The sequence below is a fragment of the Serratia inhibens genome, assembly GCF_003591175.1.
GTDB classification, from domain to species: Bacteria; Pseudomonadota; Gammaproteobacteria; order Enterobacterales; family Enterobacteriaceae; genus Serratia; species Serratia inhibens.
The window spans coordinates 1,278,026-1,299,997 of the sequence record NZ_QYYG01000001.1; the positions used below are offsets into that span (position 1 = coordinate 1,278,026).

At 53.9% G+C, this 21,972-nt stretch carries 25 protein-coding genes and 1 pseudogene; 12 read left to right on the plus strand and 14 right to left on the minus strand.

Annotated elements, in window-relative coordinates; genetic code table 11:
• Positions 1-91: 91 nt before the first annotated feature.
• Positions 92-1,102, plus strand: a complete 1,011-nt coding sequence (locus tag D4100_RS06085; protein WP_119803534.1) for an NAD-dependent epimerase/dehydratase family protein — start codon at positions 92-94, stop codon at positions 1,100-1,102.
• Here D4100_RS06085 and D4100_RS06090 read toward each other — a convergent pair whose 3' ends face one another.
• Together D4100_RS06090 and D4100_RS06095 are read right to left on the minus strand one after the other, a co-directional pair.
• A complete protein-coding gene (locus D4100_RS06090) occupies positions 1,103-1,939 on the minus strand; it encodes an N-acetylmuramoyl-L-alanine amidase (RefSeq protein ID WP_119803536.1) in 837 nt (278 codons plus the stop codon).
• A 121-nt stretch (positions 1,940-2,060) separates the two neighbouring features.
• The gene (locus tag D4100_RS06095; RefSeq protein WP_004942542.1) at positions 2,061-2,384 is read right to left on the minus strand and encodes a heavy metal-binding domain-containing protein; all 324 of its coding nucleotides are present in this window, start codon (positions 2,382-2,384) and stop codon (positions 2,061-2,063) included.
• 161 nt (positions 2,385-2,545) lie between these two features.
• Between D4100_RS06095 and D4100_RS06100 the strand changes: the two genes are divergently transcribed.
• From D4100_RS06100 to D4100_RS06135, 8 genes are all read left to right on the plus strand, one after another.
• Positions 2,546-3,094, plus strand: a complete 549-nt coding sequence (locus D4100_RS06100) for a lipoprotein (protein WP_119803538.1) — start codon at positions 2,546-2,548, stop codon at positions 3,092-3,094.
• Positions 3,095-3,350: 256 nt separating this feature from the next.
• Positions 3,351-4,079: an arginine ABC transporter ATP-binding protein ArtP gene (gene artP, locus D4100_RS06105; RefSeq protein WP_006320885.1), complete on the plus strand. Its 729-nt coding sequence runs from the start codon at positions 3,351-3,353 to the stop codon at positions 4,077-4,079.
• 33 nt (positions 4,080-4,112) lie between these two features.
• Positions 4,113-4,844, plus strand: coding sequence for an arginine ABC transporter substrate-binding protein (gene artJ, locus D4100_RS06110; RefSeq protein WP_006320886.1), 732 nt, complete (start codon positions 4,113-4,115; stop codon positions 4,842-4,844).
• A gap of 9 nt (positions 4,845-4,853) precedes the next feature.
• Positions 4,854-5,570: an arginine ABC transporter permease ArtQ gene (artQ, locus tag D4100_RS06115; protein ID WP_013812256.1), complete on the plus strand. Its 717-nt coding sequence runs from the start codon at positions 4,854-4,856 to the stop codon at positions 5,568-5,570.
• On the plus strand, positions 5,570-6,238 hold the full coding sequence (artM, locus tag D4100_RS06120; protein ID WP_006320888.1) for an arginine ABC transporter permease ArtM: 669 nt from the start codon (positions 5,570-5,572) through the stop codon (positions 6,236-6,238). The genes artQ and artM overlap by 1 nt, the downstream gene beginning before the upstream one ends.
• A 202-nt stretch (positions 6,239-6,440) precedes the next feature.
• Positions 6,441-7,175, plus strand: coding sequence for an arginine ABC transporter substrate-binding protein (artJ, locus tag D4100_RS06125; RefSeq protein WP_006320889.1), 735 nt, complete (start codon positions 6,441-6,443; stop codon positions 7,173-7,175).
• Between the two features lie 111 nt (positions 7,176-7,286).
• Entirely contained in the window at positions 7,287-7,538 is a 252-nt protein-coding gene (locus D4100_RS06130; RefSeq protein WP_006320890.1) for a type II toxin-antitoxin system Phd/YefM family antitoxin, read from the plus strand.
• Positions 7,528-7,812, plus strand: a complete 285-nt coding sequence (locus tag D4100_RS06135; protein ID WP_119803540.1) for a type II toxin-antitoxin system RelE family toxin — start codon at positions 7,528-7,530, stop codon at positions 7,810-7,812. Before D4100_RS06130 ends, D4100_RS06135 begins: the two co-directional genes overlap by 11 nt.
• Here D4100_RS06135 and rlmC read toward each other — a convergent pair.
• The 9 genes from rlmC to D4100_RS06180 form a co-directional block, all read right to left on the minus strand.
• Positions 7,809-8,936: a 23S rRNA (uracil(747)-C(5))-methyltransferase RlmC gene (rlmC, locus tag D4100_RS06140; protein ID WP_119803542.1), complete on the minus strand. Its 1,128-nt coding sequence runs from the start codon at positions 8,934-8,936 to the stop codon at positions 7,809-7,811. The genes D4100_RS06135 and rlmC overlap by 4 nt on opposite strands.
• 70 nt (positions 8,937-9,006) lie before the next feature.
• Positions 9,007-9,486, minus strand: coding sequence for a YbjO family protein (locus D4100_RS06145; protein ID WP_119803544.1), 480 nt, complete (start codon positions 9,484-9,486; stop codon positions 9,007-9,009).
• Between the two features lie 102 nt (positions 9,487-9,588).
• Complete coding sequence (potI, locus tag D4100_RS06150) at positions 9,589-10,434, minus strand: putrescine ABC transporter permease PotI (RefSeq protein WP_006320894.1); 846 nt, start codon at positions 10,432-10,434, stop codon at positions 9,589-9,591.
• Positions 10,431-11,396: a putrescine ABC transporter permease PotH gene (gene potH, locus D4100_RS06155; RefSeq protein WP_006320895.1), complete on the minus strand. Its 966-nt coding sequence runs from the start codon at positions 11,394-11,396 to the stop codon at positions 10,431-10,433. The genes potI and potH overlap by 4 nt, the downstream gene beginning before the upstream one ends.
• A gap of 24 nt (positions 11,397-11,420) precedes the next feature.
• Positions 11,421-12,554 (minus strand): putrescine ABC transporter ATP-binding subunit PotG, encoded by a 1,134-nt coding sequence (potG, locus tag D4100_RS06160; protein WP_006320896.1) that lies wholly within the window; start codon positions 12,552-12,554, stop codon positions 11,421-11,423.
• A gap of 140 nt (positions 12,555-12,694) precedes the next feature.
• On the minus strand, positions 12,695-13,804 hold the full coding sequence (potF, locus tag D4100_RS06165; protein ID WP_119803546.1) for a spermidine/putrescine ABC transporter substrate-binding protein PotF: 1,110 nt from the start codon (positions 13,802-13,804) through the stop codon (positions 12,695-12,697).
• Positions 13,805-14,212: 408 nt separating this feature from the next.
• Complete coding sequence (locus tag D4100_RS06170) at positions 14,213-14,692, minus strand: type III secretion system chaperone family protein (RefSeq protein WP_006320898.1); 480 nt, start codon at positions 14,690-14,692, stop codon at positions 14,213-14,215.
• A 164-nt stretch (positions 14,693-14,856) separates the two neighbouring features.
• Positions 14,857-15,759 carry a 30S ribosomal protein S6--L-glutamate ligase gene (gene rimK, locus D4100_RS06175; protein WP_006320899.1) on the minus strand — a complete coding sequence of 301 codons (903 nt, stop codon included), beginning with the start codon at positions 15,757-15,759 and terminating at the stop codon, positions 14,857-14,859.
• 56 nt (positions 15,760-15,815) lie between these two features.
• A complete protein-coding gene (locus D4100_RS06180) occupies positions 15,816-16,130 on the minus strand; it encodes a YbjC family protein (RefSeq protein WP_119803548.1) in 315 nt (104 codons plus the stop codon).
• Positions 16,131-16,370: 240 nt separating this feature from the next.
• Between D4100_RS06180 and D4100_RS06185 the strand changes: the two genes are divergently transcribed.
• Positions 16,371-16,634, plus strand: a complete 264-nt coding sequence (locus D4100_RS06185; protein WP_004942515.1) for a GrxA family glutaredoxin — start codon at positions 16,371-16,373, stop codon at positions 16,632-16,634.
• Positions 16,635-16,676: 42 nt separating this feature from the next.
• On the opposite strand, the gene D4100_RS06190 is transcribed toward D4100_RS06185, so the two are convergent.
• Positions 16,677-17,066 (minus strand): inner membrane protein YbjM, encoded by a 390-nt coding sequence (locus D4100_RS06190; protein WP_119803550.1) that lies wholly within the window; start codon positions 17,064-17,066, stop codon positions 16,677-16,679.
• 315 nt (positions 17,067-17,381) lie between these two features.
• On the opposite strand from D4100_RS06190, the gene D4100_RS06195 reads away from it, so the two are divergent.
• Positions 17,382-19,070 carry an aspartate:alanine antiporter gene (locus tag D4100_RS06195; protein ID WP_006320902.1) on the plus strand — a complete coding sequence of 563 codons (1,689 nt, stop codon included), beginning with the start codon at positions 17,382-17,384 and terminating at the stop codon, positions 19,068-19,070.
• Positions 19,071-19,364: 294 nt separating this feature from the next.
• On the opposite strand, the gene D4100_RS06200 is transcribed toward D4100_RS06195, so the two are convergent.
• The gene (locus D4100_RS06200) at positions 19,365-19,580 is read right to left on the minus strand and encodes a DNA-binding transcriptional regulator (protein ID WP_119804114.1); all 216 of its coding nucleotides are present in this window, start codon (positions 19,578-19,580) and stop codon (positions 19,365-19,367) included.
• A gap of 75 nt (positions 19,581-19,655) precedes the next feature.
• On the opposite strand from D4100_RS06200, the pseudogene D4100_RS25900 reads away from it, so the two are divergent.
• Positions 19,656-20,080: pseudogene (locus tag D4100_RS25900) on the plus strand (phage portal protein); the annotation flags it as partial.
• A gap of 34 nt (positions 20,081-20,114) precedes the next feature.
• On the opposite strand, the gene D4100_RS06210 reads toward D4100_RS25900, so the two are convergent.
• Positions 20,115-21,785, minus strand: a complete 1,671-nt coding sequence (locus D4100_RS06210; RefSeq protein WP_119803554.1) for a P-loop NTPase fold protein — start codon at positions 21,783-21,785, stop codon at positions 20,115-20,117.
• Positions 21,786-21,972 lie beyond the last annotated feature (187 nt).

The following is a 21,972-nucleotide window of genomic DNA, read 5'->3' on the forward strand; positions in this document are numbered from 1 at the left end:
CGCACGAAATCACGGAAGAATGGCATCTTATTTGCTGGGGTGCCGCTGACGGCCTTCAGCATTCTGATTTTTGGCGAGAATAGAGTTCGTTATGAAGGTATTGGTCACCGGTGCAACCAGTGGGTTAGGCCGTAACGCCGTTGAATATCTCCGCCGCCAGGGCATAAAAGTACGCGCCACCGGCCGTAATCAGGCCATGGGCAGTTTGCTGGAAAAAATGGGCGCGGAATTCATTCATGCCGATCTCACCAACCTGATCTCATCGCAGGCCAAAGCTATGCTGGCCGAGGTGGACGTGCTGTGGCACTGCTCCAGTTTTACCTCCCCCTGGGGCACCGAAGAGGCGTTTGAGCTGGCCAACGTGCGCGCCACCCGTCGCCTGGGCGAATGGGCGGCGGCCTATGGCGTTTCGCAGTTTATCCATATCTCTTCACCGGCGATTTACTTCGATTACCATCACCATCGCAACATTACCGAAGATTTCCGGCCGGCGCGCTATGCCAACGAGTTTGCGCGCAGCAAGGCCGCCGGCGAGCAGGTGATCCAGCAACTGGCGCTGTCCAACCCGCAGACCCACTTCACCATCCTGCGCCCTCAGGGGCTGTTCGGGCCCCACGACAAAGTGATGTTGCCGCGCCTGCTGCAGATGATTAAGCATTACGGTAACCTGCTGCTGCCGCGCGGCGGTGAAGCGCTGGTGGATATGACCTATCTGGAAAACGCGGTGCACGCCATGTGGCTGGCGACCCAGAAGGAGGATACGCCGTCCGGGCGCGCCTACAACATCACCAACCAACAAGCGCGCCCGTTGCGCAGCGTGGTGCAACAGTTGATCGACGAACTGGGCATGAAATGCCGGATCCGCTCGGTGCCCTACCCGATGCTGGATATGATGGCGCGCGGCATGGAGAAGCTCGGCAGTAAGAGCGAGAAAGAGCCGGTACTCACCCATTATGGCGTCGCCAAGCTCAATTTTGATCTGACGTTGGATACCAGCCGCGCGCAACAGGAACTGAATTATCAGCCGATTGTTTCGCTGGATGAAGGCATTACCCGCACCGCCCGCTGGCTGAAAGAACACGGCAAGCTGTACGGCCTGTAATCAACGCGCCGCACCGTACTTCTGCAGCAACGCATCGACAATCGCCTCGCTTTCAGCATCCGGCTCACCGCGAAAATCGCTGGGCCGGAAGTGCATCTGAAACGCCGCCAGCAGGTTTCGCTGCTGCCGCGCATCCCACCGCGCATCGACGCCATAACCGTAACGCGCCAGTTTTTCCAGCAGTGGCGCCAACGGCACCGCCGCATGGCGGTCACGCCCCGCCAATCGCCTTTGCACCTCTGCCGCGTCCGGCCAGGCACCTATCCCCGCCTCCGCCAGTTGCTGCCAGGGAAAGAGCGGGCCGGGGTCTTGCTTGCGCTGCGGCGCAATATCGCTGTGCCCCACCACGTCGGTCGGCTGAATGCCGTAGCGCTGAATGATATCCCGGCTTAGGGGGATCAGCAGCGCAATTTGCTCGGGCGTATACGGCTGCCAATGGGTAAACAGCAGGCTGCGGCTGAACCCGCGATTGACGATCTCAATGCCTATAGAGGTGTCATTCAGGCTGGTGCGACCGCGCCAATAGCTGGCCCCGGCGTGCCAGGCGCGCAACGCTTCCGGCACCAGTTGAAAGGCAACCGGTTTGCCCCACTCCCGCAGCGGATGTGCCGGCAGCAGGTAATGTGCGCTGACATGTTCATCCGTCAGCGTTTTTAACGAAGAATGGAAATCTTCTGCGGTGTAGTGCATCACCAGAAAACGGATTCGCTGGTCGGCGCCTTGCGCCTGATGCAGAGTTTCAAGCTGGTAGCCGCCGCGATCGACGGTGGTACCCTGCGGTGCGGTTTGGCAACCGGCAAGCAGCGTGGCGGCAATGATCCCTGGCCAAACTTTCACGTCTCCCTCCAATGCTTTGACGGCCTGACATACCGCTAACGTTAATCAATAATCGCAGCAGATGCCACAGGCAGACGTACAAAACAAAACGCCCCGGTGCAGGGCGTTTCATCAAGAGGAGTTAGCGGCTTACTTTCACTGCGGTGCCGCTGACGGTCACCATCAGCATGCTGCTGTCTTTACCCACGGTTTCATAGTCGATATCAATGCCGACCACCGCGTTGGCGCCCAGCTCTTTCGCCTGTTCTTCCAGCTCCTGGAATGCTATCAAGCGAGCTTTACGCAGTTCTTTCTCGTAAGCGCCGGAGCGGCCACCGACGATATCGCGCACGCCAGCGAAGAAATCACGAAAAATATTGGCACCGAGGATCGCCTCACCGGTGACAACGCCGCAGTATTCGGTAATGGTAAACCCTTCCAGGGTCGGGGTGGTTGAAAGCTGCATCAGAATTCCTTGTTTGATTAATTCATCACTTTTCTATGACCATAGTTTTAGCACTATGTTCTGTTAGGGAATGGCACTCAGTACGAATGCATGGCCCGAAAACGCATTTATACTGTAGGCTATCGGTCTTCATGGTAGAGACTTTCACATAAGGTAATCAGATGAAAACAAAAACGATTGCGGCTGTTTTTCCCTTAGCGCTGTTATTGAGTGCCTGTACCACCGTCGATCCGGCATTCAAGGATATCGGCACCCGTACCGGCGGTTGTGTGGAAGGCGGCCCGGATACGGTCGCACAGAAATTTTACGATCTGCGCCTGCAACAAGGCCCCGCGGCTTCCCTGCCGGACAGCAACCGTCTGGCACAATTACAGCCTTATCTGAGTAAAGTGTTGTACCAGGATCTGGTCACAGCCAACCAAAACCCGGGCAAGCATCAGGTAACCGGCGATCTGTTCTCCGGCAATGCTCAGGGGGCGACCAGCGCCACCGTTGCCGGTGCGTCTACCATTCCTAACACCGATGCGAAAAATATCCCGCTGCGCGTTCAGTTGAGCCATCAAAAAGACGGCGGCAGCGCGGTCAACTGGCAAGATGAAGTGCTGATGGTGCGTGAAGGCACCTGTTGGGTGGTGGACGATATCCGCTACCTGAACGTACCGCCGCACGCCGCCAGTGGCACGCTGCGCCAGGTGTTGGAAAACCAGTAAGCCCCCCGCCACCGGCGCGCTTTGGGCGTCGGTGGCCAAATGCCTTGATTACGCTCAACCTTTGTTCAATTTAAGAAATTTCGCTACATACCTCACAGCATGCACGACAAATCCCCCATTCGAACCTGAGTCGCGGTATCTTGTGCTATTCTTTTACTATTCTGCCGCGCAGTAATAAATTTTAACGCACAAAGATTGCATAAGTATTCTGTGGAAGTTAACATTCGCGGCATCAATATCTATTCAATTCTGGCGCATGAGCATTCAACTTAACGGTATCAACTGCTATTACGGCGCACATCAGGCGCTGTTTGACATCACGCTGGAATGCCCAGCAGGGGAAACTTTGGTGCTGCTGGGTCCAAGCGGCGCCGGGAAAAGCTCATTGCTGCGGGTATTGAACCTGCTGGAGATGCCCCGTTCCGGGCAATTGCAGATCGCCGGTAACCAATTCGATTTCAAACAGGCTCCGGGCGAAAAAGCCATTCGCGAACTGCGTCAGAACGTTGGTATGGTGTTCCAGCAATACAACCTCTGGCCACACCTCAGCGTGGTGCAAAACCTGATCGAGGCACCGTGCCGCGTGTTGGGTCTGACCAAGGCGCAGGCGATGGAACGCGCGGACAAACTGCTGAAGCGTTTGCGCCTGACCGACTTTGCCGATCGTTTCCCGCTGCACCTTTCCGGCGGTCAGCAACAGCGCGTGGCGATCGCCCGTGCGTTGATGATGGAGCCACAGGTGCTGCTGTTCGATGAACCGACCGCCGCGCTGGATCCTGAAATTACCGCCCAGATCGTCAGTATCATTCGCGAATTGGCCGGTACCGGGATCACCCAGGTGATTGTGACCCACGAAGTGGAAGTGGCGCGCAAGACCGCCAGCCGCGTGGTGTACATGGAAAACGGTCGCGTAGTGGAACAGGGCGATGCCAGCCATTTTGCGCAGCCGCAGACCACCGAGTTTGCCAATTACTTATCACACTAATAATTTTACTTGCTGTAATTTGGGGAGTTTGCGATGAAAAAACTAATAATAGCCGCCGTTCTGGCCGGCATCAGCGTTTCCGCCTCTGCAGCCGAAACGATCCGTTTCGCTACCGAAGCCTCATATCCTCCATTTGAATTTATTGACGCCGGCAACAAGATCCAGGGTTTTGACGTCGATCTGGCCAATGCGCTGTGTAAAGAGATCCAGGCCGAATGCACCTTCACCAATCAGGCCTTCGACAGCCTGATCCCAAGCCTGAAGTTCAAGCGCTTCGACGCTGTCATGGCCGGTATGGACATCACCCCCGAGCGTGAAAAACAGGTGCTGTTCACCAAGCCGTATTACGATAACTCCGCTCTGTTTGTCGCACAGAAAGACAAAGTGGCTGACGTAGCAGCGCTGAAAGGCAAAAAAGTGGGCGTGCAGAATGGCACCACCCATCAAAAATACCTGACCGACAAACACCCGGAAATCACGACCGTACCTTATGACAGCTATCAGAATGCCATTCTGGATCTGAAAAATGGCCGTGTCGATGCGGTATTCGGCGACACTGCGGTGGTCAACGAGTGGTTGAAACAGAATGCAGCGCTGGCGGCGGTAGGCGATAAAGTGACGGACAAAGACTACTTCGGCACCGGTCTGGGCATTGCCGTGCGTCAGAAAAACACCGAGTTGCAGGGCAAGTTCAATGCGGCTCTGGACAAAATCAAGCAGGATGGGACTTACGAAACCATCTACAAAAAATGGTTCCAGCAGTAATCAACCCCGATGAATGAAATTCAACCTCTAGCAAGCGCCGCCGGGATGACCGTCGGCCTTGCCGTTTGTGCCCTTATCCTCGGGCTGATCCTGGCGATGCTGTTTGCCGTCTGGGAATCGTCACGCTGGAAAGTCGTCAGCTGGCTCGGTACCGCCTGGGTGACGCTGCTGCGCGGCCTGCCGGAAATTCTGGTGGTGCTGTTCATCTATTTCGGTTCGTCGCAGCTGCTGTTGATGCTGTCCGACGGCTTCACCCTGAATTTCGGCCTGTTCCAACTGCCCATCCAACTGGCGATCGATAACTTCGAAGTCAGCCCGTTCCTGTGCGGCGTTATCGCGCTCGCCCTGCTCTATTCGGCTTATGCGTCGCAGACGCTGCGCGGCGCATTGAAGGCCGTGCCGCAGGGGCAGTGGGAATCCGGACAGGCGCTCGGTATGAGCACGGCGGCCATTTTCTTTCGCCTGATAATGCCGCAGATGTGGCGCCATGCGTTGCCTGGCCTCGGCAACCAATGGCTGGTATTGCTGAAAGATACGGCGCTGGTGTCATTGATCAGCGTTAACGATCTGATGTTGCAAACCAAGAGCATCGCCACCCGTACCCAGGAGCCTTTTACCTGGTACGTGATTGCAGCGGCAATTTATCTGGTCGTCACCCTGTTCAGCCAGTACGCTCTCAAACGTATAGAACTGCGCACCACGCGTTTTGAGCGGGGGCCAGTCTGATGCTTGAGTTCTTGCCGGAAATTATCAAAGGGCTGCACACCAGCCTGACGCTGACCATCACCGCGCTGATTGTGGCGCTGGTGCTGTCGCTGCTGCTGACGGTGATCCTGACGCTGAAAACGCCGATCCTGACGCCGCTGGTGAAGATCTATATCACGCTGTTCACCGGCACCCCGCTGCTGGTACAGATATTCCTGATCTACTACGGCCCCGGCCAGTTCCCGGCGATCCGCGAGTATCCGTGGCTTTGGGATCTGCTGTCGCAGCCATGGCTGTGCGCGATGATCGCCCTGGCGCTGAACAGCGCCGCCTACACCACCCAGTTGTTTTACGGTGCAGTGCGGGCGATCCCGGCCGGTCAATGGCAATCCTGCGAAGCGCTGGGCATGTCACGCTCACAGTCGCTGCGCATTCTGCTGCCTTTCGCCTTCAAGCGCGCGCTGTCGTCCTACTCCAACGAAGTGGTGCTGGTGTTCAAAAGTACCTCGCTGGCTTATACCATCACCCTGATGGAAGTGATGGGCTATAGCCAACTGATGTATGGCCGCACCTATGACGTGATGGTATTTGGTGCCGCCGGGCTGGTGTATCTGTGCGTCAACGGTCTGCTGACGTTGCTGATGCGCATCGTCGAGCGGCGTGCGTTGGCGTTCGAACGCCGCAACTGAGTGCTCTGCTCCTCCTTCAAGCCCTGCCTTCGCGCAGGGCTTTTTATTTCCGCTGTAATTTTTAATCATTTATATTGCATATCAATTCATTAAATGGCAGGGTAAACGCCAGCGACCACCGCATGAACCTTTGGGTTATTGTCAGTAAAATCAAGCGGTGGAGAGATAAAAATACGCAGACTTGCAGACAGGAGCTTTACGCATGAAAAAACTATTACTTGCCGCAACGGTGCTGGCCGGGATCGCCTTCAATGCCGGCGCTGCCGACACCATTCGCTTCGCCGCTTCCGCCACCTACCCGCCGTTTGAATCACTGGATGCCAGCAATAAAATCGTCGGTTTCGATATCGATCTGGCTAACGCACTGTGCAAACAAATGAAGGCGGAATGCACCTTCACCAACCAGGCGTTCGACAGCCTGATCGCCGCGCTGAAATTCAAAAAATACGATGCGGTGATCTCAGGCATGGACATCACGCCGGAGCGCAGCAAGCAGGTCGCCTTCACCCAGCCGTACTACGCCAACTCGGCGATTGTGATCGCCCAGAAAGGCAAGTTCAGCTCGCTGGCCGATCTGAAAGGCAAGAAGGTGGGTATGGAGAACGGCACCACTCATCAGAAATACATGCAGGACAAGCACCCGGAGATTAACACCGTCTCTTACGACAGCTATCAGAATGCCATTCTCGAGCTGAAAAATGGCCGTATCGACGGCGTATTCGGCGATACCGCCGTGGTGAACGAATGGCTGAAGAACAACCCTCAACTGGCGCCGGTAGGCGAGCACGTCACCGACGCGCAGTACTTCGGCACAGGTTTGGGCATTGCAGTACGTCCAGACAATAAGGCGCTGCTGGCCAAGCTGAACGCCGCACTGGACGCCATCAAAGCCGACGGGACTTACAAGGCCATCAACGACAAGTGGTTCCCGCAGTAAGACGACCAGGGCATGGCATATCCTGCCCTGCCTTGTTGCTTTTCAACAATTGCCGCCATTTTAGTTTGGTGTTAAATTTGATACTAAATTTAACACCAAAGGCAATACCACATGATCGTTCAGCCTATCCTCGCAAACTCAGCCGTCAGCATCAGTGATTTTAAAAAATCGCCTAACACTGCGCTCAAAGAAGCCAACGGGCAACCTGTGGCAGTACTTACCAATGGAAAGATCTCCGGCTATTACGTCTCTCCGGAAACGTGGGAAGCAATCTCTGAATACCTGGAAGATATTGAACTCGCAAAAATAGCCCGCTCACGGATGAGTGGCAAACGTATTAAGGTCAATCTGGATGACTTATAGCCTTGAATTCGAAGAACATGCACTAAAGGAATTTAAGAAACTGGCCCCGGTACTTCGGGAGCAATTCAAGAAAAAACTGGCAACAGTATTAGAAAATCCATGTATTCCCGCCAATAGACTCTCTGGCCTACCGGATTGCTATAAAATAAAACTTAAGGCTTCCGGTTACCGTCTGGTCTATCGCGTCATCGACGAGGAGATTGTGGTGCTGGTACTTTCGATAGGTAAGCGTGAGCGCTCAGAGGCCTATACAGCTGCCAAAAAACGCCTTTAATGACGTACCAACAGCGTCAGCACTTCGTAATGGGCGGTATGCGGGAACATATCAAACAGCTGCACACGCTCGATGCAATAATCCGGCAGCCCTTCAATGTCTTTCGCCATGCTCTCGGCATTGCAGCTTGAATACAGAATGTAGTCTGGCGCCATCTGGTTCAGGTAGTCGCACAGCGCCTGGCCGATACCGCGCCGTGGCGGATTGACCAGCACCAACTGCGGCACGCTGCCTTCAGCGGTGGCAAAACGCGTGGAGTCCAGCGCCTGGAAACTGACGTGCTGCAAACCCAGCGTTTCCGCCGACTGGCGCGCGCAAGCAATGGCTTCGGCGCTGATTTCGATGCCGGTGAGCCGGGTTTCCGGCTGCGCGCAGTGCAGGCCAAACCCACCCACGCCGCAGAACAGATCCCACATGCTGTCTATACCCAACCCCCGAACCCAGTCGCGCGCGGTAGCGTACAGTTTGGCCGCCACCTGCGGATTGGTCTGGAAGAAACTTTGCGGGCGGATATACAGCGGCACCTGATTAAACTGCTCTTCCAGCGCCTGCTGCTCGGTCAGCGGGATCTCGCGCTCCCCTTCCATAATCGCCATATGCACCGGCTGAATATTGGCGGAAATCACCCTGAGCTGCGGCAACTGCTGCTGCAGCCACGGCAATGCGGCCCGCAGTTGCGCCAGTTTGCTGTCCGAACGCAGCACAAAGCGCAGCATTACGCCGCCGCTGTGGGTGCTTTCGGTCAACAGCAGGTACTTCAGTTCGCCGCGCTTGCGCGCCACGTTATACGGCGTCAGGCCGGCGCGGGCGATAAAGCTTTTCAACACCACGAACATGGGTTCAAAACTGGCAGGATACAACGGGCAAGCACCCAGATCGACTGCCGTACCGTCGCGATGCAGCATGCCCAGCAGCGGGCGCTCTACGCTGCCGCTGACCACCATTTTGGCTTTATTGCGAAACGCGCTCTGCTCGCCGGCAAGCGGCTCCAGCCACTGGGCGACATCACGCCCGGCCAGCAGCGACTGCAGGTGATGCTGTTTGTCCGTCAGTTGCTGTGGGTAAGGTTTTTCCAGCCACTGACAGGAACGGCAGGTTCCCGCCGTATACAAAGCGCAATGCATAAAGATGACCCTGTGGGTTCGGGGTGAATAATTAAGGGCGCAGAGTTTATCACTCTACGCCGTTAAAATCTCAATGACGCGCGGCGAAATACCGGCGGCTGGTGACGGGAACAAACAGTAACGCCAGGATAACCGCGTCGGGAATTTTTTGCAGGATCAAGACATGCAGGATCTGGCTGCTGGTTTCCCCTTCAACGGTAAAAACCTCCGGCAGAAAGTTACCGATGGTCGCCAACAGCAAATAACCGACTACCAAACACTGGCATATCACGTAGCACCAGCGCCCCCAATTGTGACCGCGCATCACCGCAAAGCCGCAGCTGATTTGCAGGCACAGCAACAGCAGGCCGGCCAGAAAAATAAACGTGGAATCCCAGGCCTGGGCGCTGGTATTGACAAATTCCTGAGTGCCGTCGACACCCAGTTCCCCCAACAGCAACAACACGCTGATGCATTTGATAGCCACCATTGCCGTCCCGGCCACCATCACCGCTACCGGCGCATCTGAAGTCGATCTCATTCCCTGCCTGCTGTTCAGCATGTCTGACATATCCGTGTATACAACCAAACGCCGCCTATTCAGGCGGCATATATAAAGTCAGGTAATCAATTGCAATACCAATAATTGCAAAAATAGCAGGTTTGAACCGAATCAGCTACGGGCGGCCTTTTGTAATTCGCGCGATCGCTGTTTTTCCGAGCGCGCCATAAACCACCAGGCAATCAAACCGATAATCCCCACCACCAGCAGAATCAAACTCGCCAGGGCGTTGATTTCCGGATTCACCCCCATGCGCACGCTGGAGAACACCAACATCGGCAAGGTGGTGGCGCCAGGCCCGGCGACGAAGCTGGCAATAACCAGATCATCCAGCGACAGAGTGAACGCCAGCATCCAGCCGGCAACCAGCGCCGGGGCAATCATCGGCAGCGTGATCACGAAGAACACTTTCAGCGGCGTCGCGCCCAGATCCATCGCCGCCTCTTCGATCGAGCGGTCCAGCTCACGCAGGCGCGAACTGATCACCACCGAGACATAGGCGGTACAGAAGGTGACGTGCGCCAACCAGATGGTGAACATCCCGCGCTCCGACGGCCAGCCAAACGCGTGCCCCATCGCCACAAACAGCAGCAGCAGCGACAGGCCGGTGATCACGTCCGGCATGACCAGCGGCGCAGTCAGCATAAAGGCAAACCCCGTTGACCCGCGGAAACGGCCAAAACGCACCATCACCACGGCGGCAATCGCCCCCAGCACCACCGCGGCGGTCGCCGAAGCGGCCGCTATCGTCAGGCTCAGTCCAACGGCGCTGATCATCGCCGAATCATGGAACAGCTCCGAATACCAGCGCGTCGACCAACCGGCCCATACCGTCACCAGCTTGGAACTGTTGAACGAGTAAATGACCAGCATCAGCATCGGCGCATACAGGAAGGTGAAACCTATCACCAGAATGGCGATACGCCACGGTGAACGCACTACCGGCAAGTTGTTCATCCCTGCCCCCCCATTTCCTTGTTCTGGTGCTTGTGGAACCAGAGAATAGGTACGATCAGCAACAACAGCATGACGGTGGCAACCGACGAGGCCACCGGCCAGTCGCGGTTATTGAAGAACTCTTGCCACAGTACGCGGCCGATCATGATGCTGTCCGGCCCGCCCAGCAGTTCCGGGATCACAAACTCGCCCACCGCCGGGATAAACACCAGCATCGAGCCGGCGATAATGCCACCGCGGGTCAGCGGCACGATCACGCTAAAGAAGGTTTTCAACGGTTTGGCACCCAGGTCCAGCGAAGCCTCAACCAACGAGTAATCCAGCCGCGTCAGCGCGGTATAAATGGGCAATACCATAAACGGCAGGTAGGAATACACCACGCCGATATACACCGCCAGATTGGTATGCAGGATCACCAAGGGTTGGTCGATAACCCCCAACCACAGCAGGAAGTTATTGAGGATACCGTTGTTTTTCAGGATCCCCATCCAGGCGTAAACGCGGATCAGGAACGAGGTCCACGACGGCAGGATCACCAACAGCAGCAAAATATTGCGGGTTGAAGACTTGCTGTGCGCCACCGCCCACGCCAGCGGGTAGCCGATGATCAGGCAGCAAATCGTCGATACCGCCGCCACCTGCAACGATTGCAGATAGGCATCCAGATACAGCGGATCGTCGGTCAATTGCAGGTAGTTGGCAAAGTTGAGCGCGATATCCAGCTTGCCTTCCGCCCAGCTCATCAGATCGGTATAAGGCGGAACGGCCAGCGCCAGCTCCGACAGGCTGATCTTGAACACAATCAAGAACGGCAGCAGGAACAGCAGCGTAAGCCACAGCAGCGGCACTGCGATCACCAGTTTGCGGCCGTGGGCCATTTGCAGGCGCTGGAAAAACGCTTTGAGCGGGCCGGGGCCGTTAGCCGGCGGTTCCGGCGGCGTGCGTTCAGAAAGCATTGTCATAACAATTACTCCTCACCTTCTCAACTACACCGTCAACACTACGCAGCTGTCGGCTTCCCAACACAGACGCACTTCATCGCCCCAGGTCGGCATCCCTTTGCGGAAACGGTGGCCGTTCTGCAACTGGGCGCTGAGCATCTGGCCGCTGAGCAGCTTCACGTGGTAGATCGACAGATCGCCAAGGTAAGCGATATGCACCACTTCCCCCACCGCAAAGTTGCAGCCGTCTTGCGGCACCTCTTCGCACAGCATGATTTTTTCCGGTCGCAGCGCAACCTGGATCGGCACGCCGTCCACCACCGACGAATCAGGATCCACTTTCAGCGCATGACGCAGGCCGGGGCTTTGCAGGATCAGCGCATCGTCATGACGCTCCTGCAGCACGCAGTCAAAGACGTTGACCGAGCCGATAAATTCGGCGCTGAAGCGGCTGTTCGGATGCTCGTAGATCTCTTCCGGCTCACCGATTTGCACAAACTTGCCGCGGTTCATGATGGCGATGCGCCCCGCCATGGTCATCGCTTCTTCCTGATCGTGGGTGACCATTACGCAGGTCACGCCTACGCGCTCAAGAATATCCGTCACTTCAAGCTGCATGCGGTCACGCAGTTTTTTATCCAGCGCGCCCATAGGTTCATCCAGCAGCAACAGCTTCGGCCGCTTGGCCAGGCTGCGTGCCAGCGCCACACGCTGGCGCTGGCCGCCGGAGAGCTGGTGCGGCTTGCGTTTGGCGAACTCTTGCATGTGCACCAGCGACAGCATCTCCGCCACCCGCTCGGCGATTTCCGCACGCGGCATTTTGTCCTGCTTCAGGCCGAAAGCGATGTTCTGCTCAACCGTCATGTGCGGGAACAACGCGTAAGACTGGAACATCATATTGATTGGCCGCTGGTAGGGCGGCACGTGCGACATGTCCTGCCCGTCGAGCATAATCTGCCCTTCCGTTGGCTGTTCAAAACCGGCCAGCATGCGCAATAACGTAGACTTGCCACAGCCGGACGGCCCCAGTAGCGCAAAGATTTCGCCCTTGTAGATGGTCAGGCTGACGTCTTCGACCGCATTTTGTCCATCAAAGGTTTTAGTGAGGTTACGGATTTCCAGCAGAGGGGTAAAAACCTTCTGCGACTTGGCTTGAGGACGAGGAATGGCGTCGTTCAATCGGGGTGCTCTCCGGTGTAAAGCAGTGCAAAAAACCACGGCGATTGCCATGGCCCAAAATGGCAACGCAGGCGGGGAGCACCCGCCTGCTGATCAGAACACGACTGAAAACCGGGCTCGGTTGGCTGAGCCCTTACGTATTACTTCCCGCTTTTAACTTTAGTCCAGGCACGGGTAATGACACGGTCCAGCTTCGGCGATTGCACATTCAGCGTGAACAGCTTGGCGCGCAGATCGACCGGTGGATACACGTTCGGATTATTGCGTATATCGGCGTTCACCAGCGGCGTGGAATCCTTCACCGCGTTGGCGTAATACACGAAGTTGCTGATGCCCGCCATCACGTCAGGCTTCAGCAGGAAGTTCAGGAACTGGTAAGCAGCGTCCTTGTTTTTGGCATCCGCCGGCATGGCGAACATGTCAAAATAGGTCAGCGCCCCTTCTTTCGGGATGGTATAAGCCACGTTCACGCCATTCTTCGCTTCTTTGGCGCGGTTAGCTGCCTGCATCACGTCACCGGACCAGCCGATCGCCACGCAGATGTCGCCGTTCGCCAGATCGTTGATGTACTGGGAAGAGTGGAAGTAACGGATGTTCGGCCGCAGCTTGAGCAGCAAATCGTTCGCCGCGCCGGTGTAATCCGCCGCGTTGGTGCTGTTGGGATCTTTACCCAGATAATGCAGCACGGTCGCGTAGATTTCGCTAGGCGCATCCAGGAAGGAAACACCGCAGCTTTTCAGTTTTTCAAGGTTTTCCGGTTTGAGGATCAGATCCCAGCTGTCGACCGGCGCGTCTTTGCCCAGCACCGCTTTCACCTTGTCGACGTTATAGCCGATGCCGGTGGTCACCATCAGGTAAGGAATGCCGTACTTGTTGTCCTTGTCGTTATGCGCCACCAGTTGCAGCATCTCGGGATCAAGGTTTTTGTAATTCGGCATTTTGCTCTTGTCGAGCGGCTCGAAGATACCGGCCTTCGACTGGCGCTCAAGGAAGTTGGACGAAGGTACCACCAGGTCATAACCGGTGCTGCCCGCCATCAATTTGCCTTCCAGCACTTCGTTGGAGTCAAAGACGTCGTACACCACTTTGATGCCGGTTTCTTTCTGGAATTTAGCTAAGGTGTCCGGCGCAATATAGTCGGACCAGTTATAGACGTGCAGCGTTTTTTCATCGGCTGACGCTGTGACGGACGCGGCCATCAGCAGGCCGGCAACAACACCCGATAACCACTTTTTACGTTGGGTGACCATCCGTAACTTCCTCCAAAACAGGGGTGAATCATAGAATTGAACTTGTATCCCGAAATGATACAAAACCTTTCCTGATCGAGCGCAATCGTTGCAACCGCGAATTGAATGGCTATGCATTTGATTGCATAAGCCTTTTTCAGCTGTCCAGCCCGCGTGGTTACAAGGGGAATCGCAAGCCCTTAGCAGAATCAGCAGCATAACCGGTGTTGCCGGAACGCACCAGCCTTCAGGGCTAAAAACGCCTTTTATCGATTTTTTATGCAGTTTCTCTCTATGTGATACGCCATTAATGGCATAAACGGCGAGAAATATCTGGCAACAGAGGGTAAAACGCAGAATATATTATTGCGGAAGGAAATAAGGGCAGCATGCCGCCGGAGGTACGGCATGCATCAGCTACAGCGGGGATCAATGCAACATTGGCTGGCGGTCAGCGGTAGCCGGGTTCTCTTCTTCATCACCCATAAACAGCAGATCGTTCGCCCGCGCCTCGAGGATCACCATCGAGATCTGTTCTTCGCCCTGCTGCATAAAGTGGGTGAACTGCTCCAGCGTCACGCCCACGGCGATACTCAGCGACTGACAGACAATCAGTTTCGGCAGGTTGTCGTCCTGGATATCGACAAACGCCTTGATGGTCAGCGAACTGGCGTTGATCTGGCTGAGATCGGCCACCAGCGGGATCAACGCGGTCGGTTTTACCTCGGCCAACGCGGAGAACAAGATCACGTTGTCGACCAGATCGATCTTGGCGTCAAACACGCCGTCGAAATTTTGCATGTGCGGCAGGTGCAGCGCCTGACAGGAATCGCACTCAAAGAATGAAATGCCCGATTGATCCAGCCAACGTCGCAACAACGCCAAATCAGGGACAATGAGTGAATCCATATTACCAGCCTCACAATATTCAAAACGCGAAAAAGGCGCATAGCTTACGGAATATTGCCCCAATACGCCACGATCAAAGCCGCTTAATTCGCTATTAGGATAAATATGGGCGAGAAAAGGTCACCGCACCAGCCGCAAAGCCGCGAATCTTTGCCGACGGGCATTCAGCCACCCGATTTCAAGCGAAACCCCGGCCGTGCGCGCTGTTCAATGTATTCGATCATCATGCCGGCGATATCCAGCCCGGTAGTGCCCTCCACCCCTTCCAACCCCGGTGAAGCGTTGACTTCCATCACCAGTGGGCCACGGGCCGCACGCAGGATATCCACCCCGGCGACATCCAACCCCAGCGTAGTCGCAGCCTTCACCGCAATCGCCCGCTCTTTGGCGGTAATGCTCACTTTGCGGGCGGTGCCGCCGCGGTGCAGGTTGGAGCGGAACTCCCCGGCCTTGGCCTGGCGCTCGATAGCGGCCACGACCTTGCCGCCCACCACCAGACAGCGCACGTCCCTGCCCTGCGCCTCGCGAATGAACTCCTGCACCAGAATATGGGCGTTGAGGCCGCGGAAGGCGTCAATCACGCTCTCCGCCGCCTGGCGCGTTTCCGCCAACACCACGCCGATACCCTGAGTGCCTTCGACCAGTTTGACCACCAGCGGCGCACCGCCGACCAGCTCGATCAGATCGCCGGTATCGTCCGGCGAATGAGCGAAACCGGTGATCGGCAGATCTATCCCCTGACGCGCCAGCAATTGCAGCGAGCGCAGCTTGTCGCGCGCCCGGGTGATCGCCACCGACTCATTCAGTGGGTAGCTGCCCAGCAGCTCAAACTGCCGCAGCACTGCGGTACCATAAAAAGTGATGGCGGAGCCGATACGCGGGATCACCGCATCATAACGGTCCAACTGGCGGCCGCGATAATGGATGGTCGGCGCAGCGGGGTTGATGTTCATATAACAGGAGAGCGGATCGATAATATCAATGCTGTGCCCGCGCTGCTCCGCCGCTTCCCGCAGGCGTTTGCACGAATACAGCGTTCCATCGCGCGAAAGAATGGCAATTTTCACTCGTCACCCCAAAAAGCAATTACCTGCCAGGCAGGCATGTTATCGGCGGCCGGCGCTCAGGCGCGCGGCTCATGGTCTTTTTTATCATCCGGCGCGTTTTTCGGATCGGGCTTGTGCCGATCGTTTTCCGGCGGCAGGCCGCCGCGCATCAACGGGCCAAAGCCCTGCGCCACGCGCCAGACCAAAAACGCCGCCGCCGGCACCATCAGCGCCACCCCGAGAAAGATCATCGCCACCGCCGCCTGCTGTGAAGCCAGCCAACCCGGCAACTGGACATGATCGTGAATACTCAGATAGGCCAGCACCAACAACAGCATACCCAGGCCTTCCAATACCAGCACCGGACGCGGTAAGTCACCGAATGAACGCATATTTTTCTTCTCCAGAGGCACTGCCTCCAGTGTAGTGAATTCCCCCCGGCGGCGACAGCCCCGGCGGCTTAATCGGTTACATGAATCAGATTAACAGGTAATTCCTGCTTTTTTTTCACCGAGCCAACGGGCATAGTAACCGGCATCAACGCAGGTAATGCGCAGACTGAGGCTTTTTCGGCTGACAGAATGTCGTTGCTGTAGCGATTAAATAATTGAATATCAACTAAGGAGTGATGCATGTTTGCAGTGATCTTCGGGCGCCCAGGCTGTCCTTATTGTGTCCGTGCAAAAGAGTTGGCGGAAAAACTGACTGAAGACCGTGACGATTTCAACTTCCGTTATATTGATATCCACGCAGAAGGCATCACCAAGGCCGATCTGGAAAAAACCGTCGGCAAGCCGGTAGAAACCGTACCGCAGATTTTCCTTGATGAGAAACACGTTGGCGGCTTCACAGATTTCGAAGCCTACGCCAAAGAAAACCTGAATCTGTTCCAGTAAGCCTCAGGTTGTACGGCAAAAAGGCGCTTAGGGCGCCTTTTTTTATTGTCGTTCGCGGCGGTGGCATTGCTGGAAAATCTGCAGCAGGCTGCGCGCAAACAGCGCCAGCATGGCACCGAATACGCACCAAAACACCGCGCTGGTGGCATAAGCCAGTTCCTGCCAGAACGAATAAAACGGCGTCAGCCAAAAATGGCGGATCGCCAGGCATAGCGGCAACGCATACAGCGCGCCCAGCAACGGGCAGAGGATCCGCTTTTTGCTCGACAAATAGCTGGCGATCATGCCGGGTATCACAAACAGCAGCAGGCCGGTTTCACCGTGATGCTCATGATCCGTACTGCCGAATGCCCCGCTCTGCTGGCCGAGAAACACCAGGCTGAACAACAGAGAGCAGCTTAAAATACCTACCCAATACCGATAATTCGCCATGCGGAGACTCCCCTTTAGCGTCGTCACTACCCCATAGAAATCAGCCGTGTCACAAAGCCGGTGACGCCTTGCCATAAACGGCAACGCCGAGCTGAATTTTTTCCTTGGTCTAAAGAGAGTTAAATGCGTTTGGCGGCGCAGGAACTCAGCTTAATGCTGGCTGTCACGCGCTATAGCGACTAGAATATACGCCGCCGATCGATGGTTCGAATCGCCTTCCGCTGGTTAGTTATTTATGACGTCATTTTTCGACTGAATTTATATCTTATAGTCATCTACATCAAGCACTTACTGGTAAACAATAAGTTATCCTCCGTGAACATAAACGTCGCTAGTTTGTTAAACGGTAACTACATCCTGTTACTGTTTGTGGTACTCGCACTGGGGCTGTGCCTCGGTAAAGTTCGTCTTGGCTCCGTTCAACTCGGTAATTCCATTGGCGTTTTGGTGGTTTCGCTGCTGTTGGGCCAACAACATTTCGCCATTAACACCGAAGCGCTGAATCTCGGCTTTATGCTGTTTATTTTCTGCGTCGGCGTGGAAGCCGGGCCAAACTTTTTCTCAATTTTTTTCCGCGACGGCAAAAATTACCTGATGCTGGCGCTGGTGATGGTCGGTTCCGCGATGGTGATCGCTATCGGCCTTGGCAAGTTGTTCCATTGGGACATCGGGCTAACCGCCGGCATGCTGGCCGGATCGATGACCTCGACCCCGGTGCTGGTGGGCGCAGGCGATACGCTACGCAACACCATCGTCAACGGCCCGGCGCTGCTGGCGGCACAGGACCATCTGAGCCTCGGCTATGCCCTGACCTACCTGATTGGCTTGGTGAGCCTGATCTTCGGCGCACGCTATCTGCCCAAGCTGCAACATCAGGATCTCTCCACCTCCGCCCAACAGATTGCCCGCGAGCGTGGCCTGGATACCGACAGCCAGCGCAAGGTTTACCTGCCGGTCATTCGCGCCTACCGCGTTGGCCAGGAGCTGGTAGCCTGGGCTGATGGCAAAAACCTGCGTGAACTGGGCATCTATCGCCAGACCGGTTGCTATATAGAACGCATCCGCCGCAACGGCATTCTGGCGAACCCGGACGGCGACGCGGTGCTGCAGGTGGGCGACGAGATTTCCCTGGTCGGCTACCCGGATGCTCATGCGCGGCTGGACCCCAGCTTCCGCAACGGCAAAGAAGTGTTCGACCGGGATCTGCTGGACATGCGCATCGTCACCGAAGAGATCGTGGTCAAGAACAGCAATGCGGTAAACAAGCGCCTGAGCCAGTTAAAGCTGACCGATCACGGCTGCTTCCTCAACCGGGTGATCCGCAGCCAGATTGAAATGCCCATTGACGACAGCATAGTGCTCAACAAAGGCGACGTGCTGCAAGTCAGCGGCGACGCACGCCGGGTGAAAAGCGTGGCGGAGAAAATCGGCTTTATCTCTATCCACAGCCAGGTGACCGACCTGTTGGCCTTCTGCTCCTTCTTTATCATCGGGTTGATGATTGGCCAGATCACCATCCAGTTCAGCAATTTCTCGTTCGGCATCGGCAACGCCGCCGGCCTGCTGATGTCCGGCATCATGCTGGGCTTCCTGCGTGCCAACCACCCGACCTTCGGCTACATTCCGCAGGGTGCGTTGAACATGGTGAAAGAGTTTGGCCTGATGGTGTTTATGGCCGGTGTGGGCCTGAGCGCCGGTGCAGGCATCGGCCACAGCCTCGGCGCCGTCGGTGGCCAGATGCTGATCGCCGGGTTGATCGTCAGCCTGGTGCCGGTGGTGATCTGCTTCCTGTTCGGTGCCTATGTACTGCGCATGAACCGCGCCCTGCTGTTCGGCGCGATTATGGGAGCACGCACCTGTGCGCCGGCAATGGAAATCATCAGCGACACCGCACGCAGCAACATCCCTGCGTTGGGCTACGCCGGAACCTACGCCATAGCTAACGTGTTGTTAACTCTGGCAGGCTCGTTGATTGTGGTGTTGTGGCCGGGGATACTCGGCTAACCGATAAGCAGCAAAGATGAATCAGTGGCAAATATATTTTGAAATTTTTATCGCCAGCGAGAACTTTCCTTTCCGGGGGTAGTCTGAATTAGTGCCACTGCTTTTCTTTGATGTCCCCATTTTGTGGAGCCCGTTAGTCCCGCCTTTTTAGGTTCAAGACTATCGGGTTTTTTGTTGCCTAAAACTCTCCGCCCTTGCAATACGGGCCTTCCCGTACGGCCTGCTTCTCTGATGGCGACAAAGTGGCGACAGCCATTTTGCGGGGCACAAAAAACCTGCTTTCTCCGGCTTCTGTTAAATCCAAAGTGACCCCTGATTACTCCTTGTTGGATGCGATGGAGCAATATCAATTTTACCCGGTGATACAATCTGCCGTTGGATAGATTCCAGCGTCACAAAAGTACAGCTGCAATTGATATTTTGGCACTGGTGATAGCGTTCTATGGTGTTCTCACTCAAGTAGCGGCTTGTACGAGCATGGGCGGCAGTTCGGCAAAGCGGATACTCCATGCTGAGCCAGCAGGAATTTAGCCTGCTATGCGCTGGATTATCTGGTGTTTGGTAATGCCTTTTGCTCCACCCCACCGTAAGTATTACCAGAACGGCGCGCACCCCGGTTATATCCTGCATATGACCGACGCGGCACAAAGCACCAGCGACGTCGACAGGATACGCCAAGCCACGCGAGACACTAAATCGCAAACTCTTCATGTACGCGCCGAACGGCAAGCCCGACGGTATTAAAATCTTGCCGCTAAGCGAGGTCGCTACCAAAGATAATTTTTTCAATATCAAGAATGCTACTCGGGACGATTTGCTGAGTGCATACCGTGTACCGCCGCAAATGATGGGGGATTATACCGAATAATACTGGGGGGTTTGGAGATGTGGAAAAGGCTGTTCAGTTTTTTTTACGAAATGAATTGACACCACACCAAGAGAGAATGAAGGAAATAAATTATTGGCTTGAGTTTGAAACCATTAGCTTTTGTAGCTATAAATTAGCCTAAGAAATTTTGCCGCACTTTTGTGCGGCACGCTATATCAATCATCTAACTTGATATTAAATTTCTTTACTCTGAGTCTATTTATTTCACTAGATGAGGCTATTTTTTTGAGAGCCGATGTTGCGTTATCAGTAATCTTTGCATATGCCTCGTCATTGCTAGAAAAATTACCAAATTTTAAGCAAGTACTGACAAATGGAATTAGTTTATCACCTAAATCGCTAGTAAATAAATCAAAGTACTCGGCGGAGGTTGTTTTCGACAACACATCTATATCAATAGGACTCCAACCATTACGACCGGCAATTCTATCCAGCACTGAGCATGCAGTTTCTTTTTGCTTTCCTAACTCATGAATCGCTTTGAATTTAGAGATTATCTCCGAGTCATTTATATCCCCAGCATAATTCAACTCATCCAAGTCAAAAGAATCCGGTGAGTCCGCATGAGTTTCAATATACTTGTCTATTATCTTAGTAGCCACTTCATTTTCATTCAGATTTCTCATTAGAGTAATAGTACCGTTGAGGTTTGCTGCTGAAACATACTTCCCATTTAGCATAAAACTGTCGTATATAGCTCTAACCACTTCATCTTTTTCTATTGTAAAACTATTGTGGTACTTTTTCCAAGCGCAAGAAAATGAATCACCTGACTCACCACGAATAACATCTTGATTTTTATCATGCAAGGCACGATTTAAATCATCTTCATTGAAGAAGCCACTTGTAACAGCATTTGAAATCACTAGATCTAATTCGTTAGTGTGATAATATTCAAGCGACATTAACAGTTGATTCCATTCGTCATGTTGTTTATTACTTTCTTTATCGCTGCCATATTCATCAAAGGTTTTATCTCTGACAAATTCAAGAGTAGGTACTCCTGCGTCACTTCCCGAACAATAATAACACCACATGAATAACACCAATGTTTCAACTACTTCCTTCTGTAATTTAACATGGCATTCTTTAATATACTTTTCAATCTCGATTGATAATCTCTCGATTTTTTTCAAAACCCTAATATTTCTAATCTGAAGCCTATAACAATACTCCTTTACTTGGGGGTTAACATTATCTGTGAATGCTAACTTTATACACTCCTCCGTCGTTGGCTTAAACTCCACCTCATAGTCTATTACCTTTTCCTTATATTTACTTAGTTCGGAACCCTCCATGGCACTTTCGTTTAATAATATAATTACCTTGCAATCTCTTTGCTCCTTTAACATTGAAATCAAACCAAGAACATCTACTTCAGATAATCCATTACCTCGACGTTCAAGATCATCTATACAGATTAAAGTTTCTTTAATAGATAGAAATGACACTTTGTCTAATGCAGGCATAAATCCTTTTACAATCGGTAACTCCTTCAACGTTTTGGCATTTTTCTTACTAAAGTAAAATGCATTTGAAACTGCGTTATCTAAGAATGTATCAAGCGTGGCATTTTGCCCCACTTTGCTTTTATTTATAGTATTCTCAAATATACTGTATTTCAAATCATCAAGTGAATTCATTCCAAAAAGTGAAACATACGAATACTTTTTATATACCAAGCCTCCACTTCGGTTAGCATTATTTAAAGTATCATTCCAAAAATATGTCTTACCAACGCCCCACTCACCTTTTACAACCATAATTTCTGGCAAGTCGTGCGCAATGAATTTAGAAATGCTTTTCCTTATTAATTCAATAGACATATGAAACCCTATTAATTGATAAATTATTATGAGCAGCCAAATGAAATTTTATATTAAGGTTGGAGATATTCCTATCAAAAGATAAATTTAATCCTCTATAGAAGATCGATGCACAATGCTATCCCCGCCTCGCCCGTCTGTTTCACGTGTCGCTTTTAATGCAGTTGCATGATCCGGCGCGATCCGC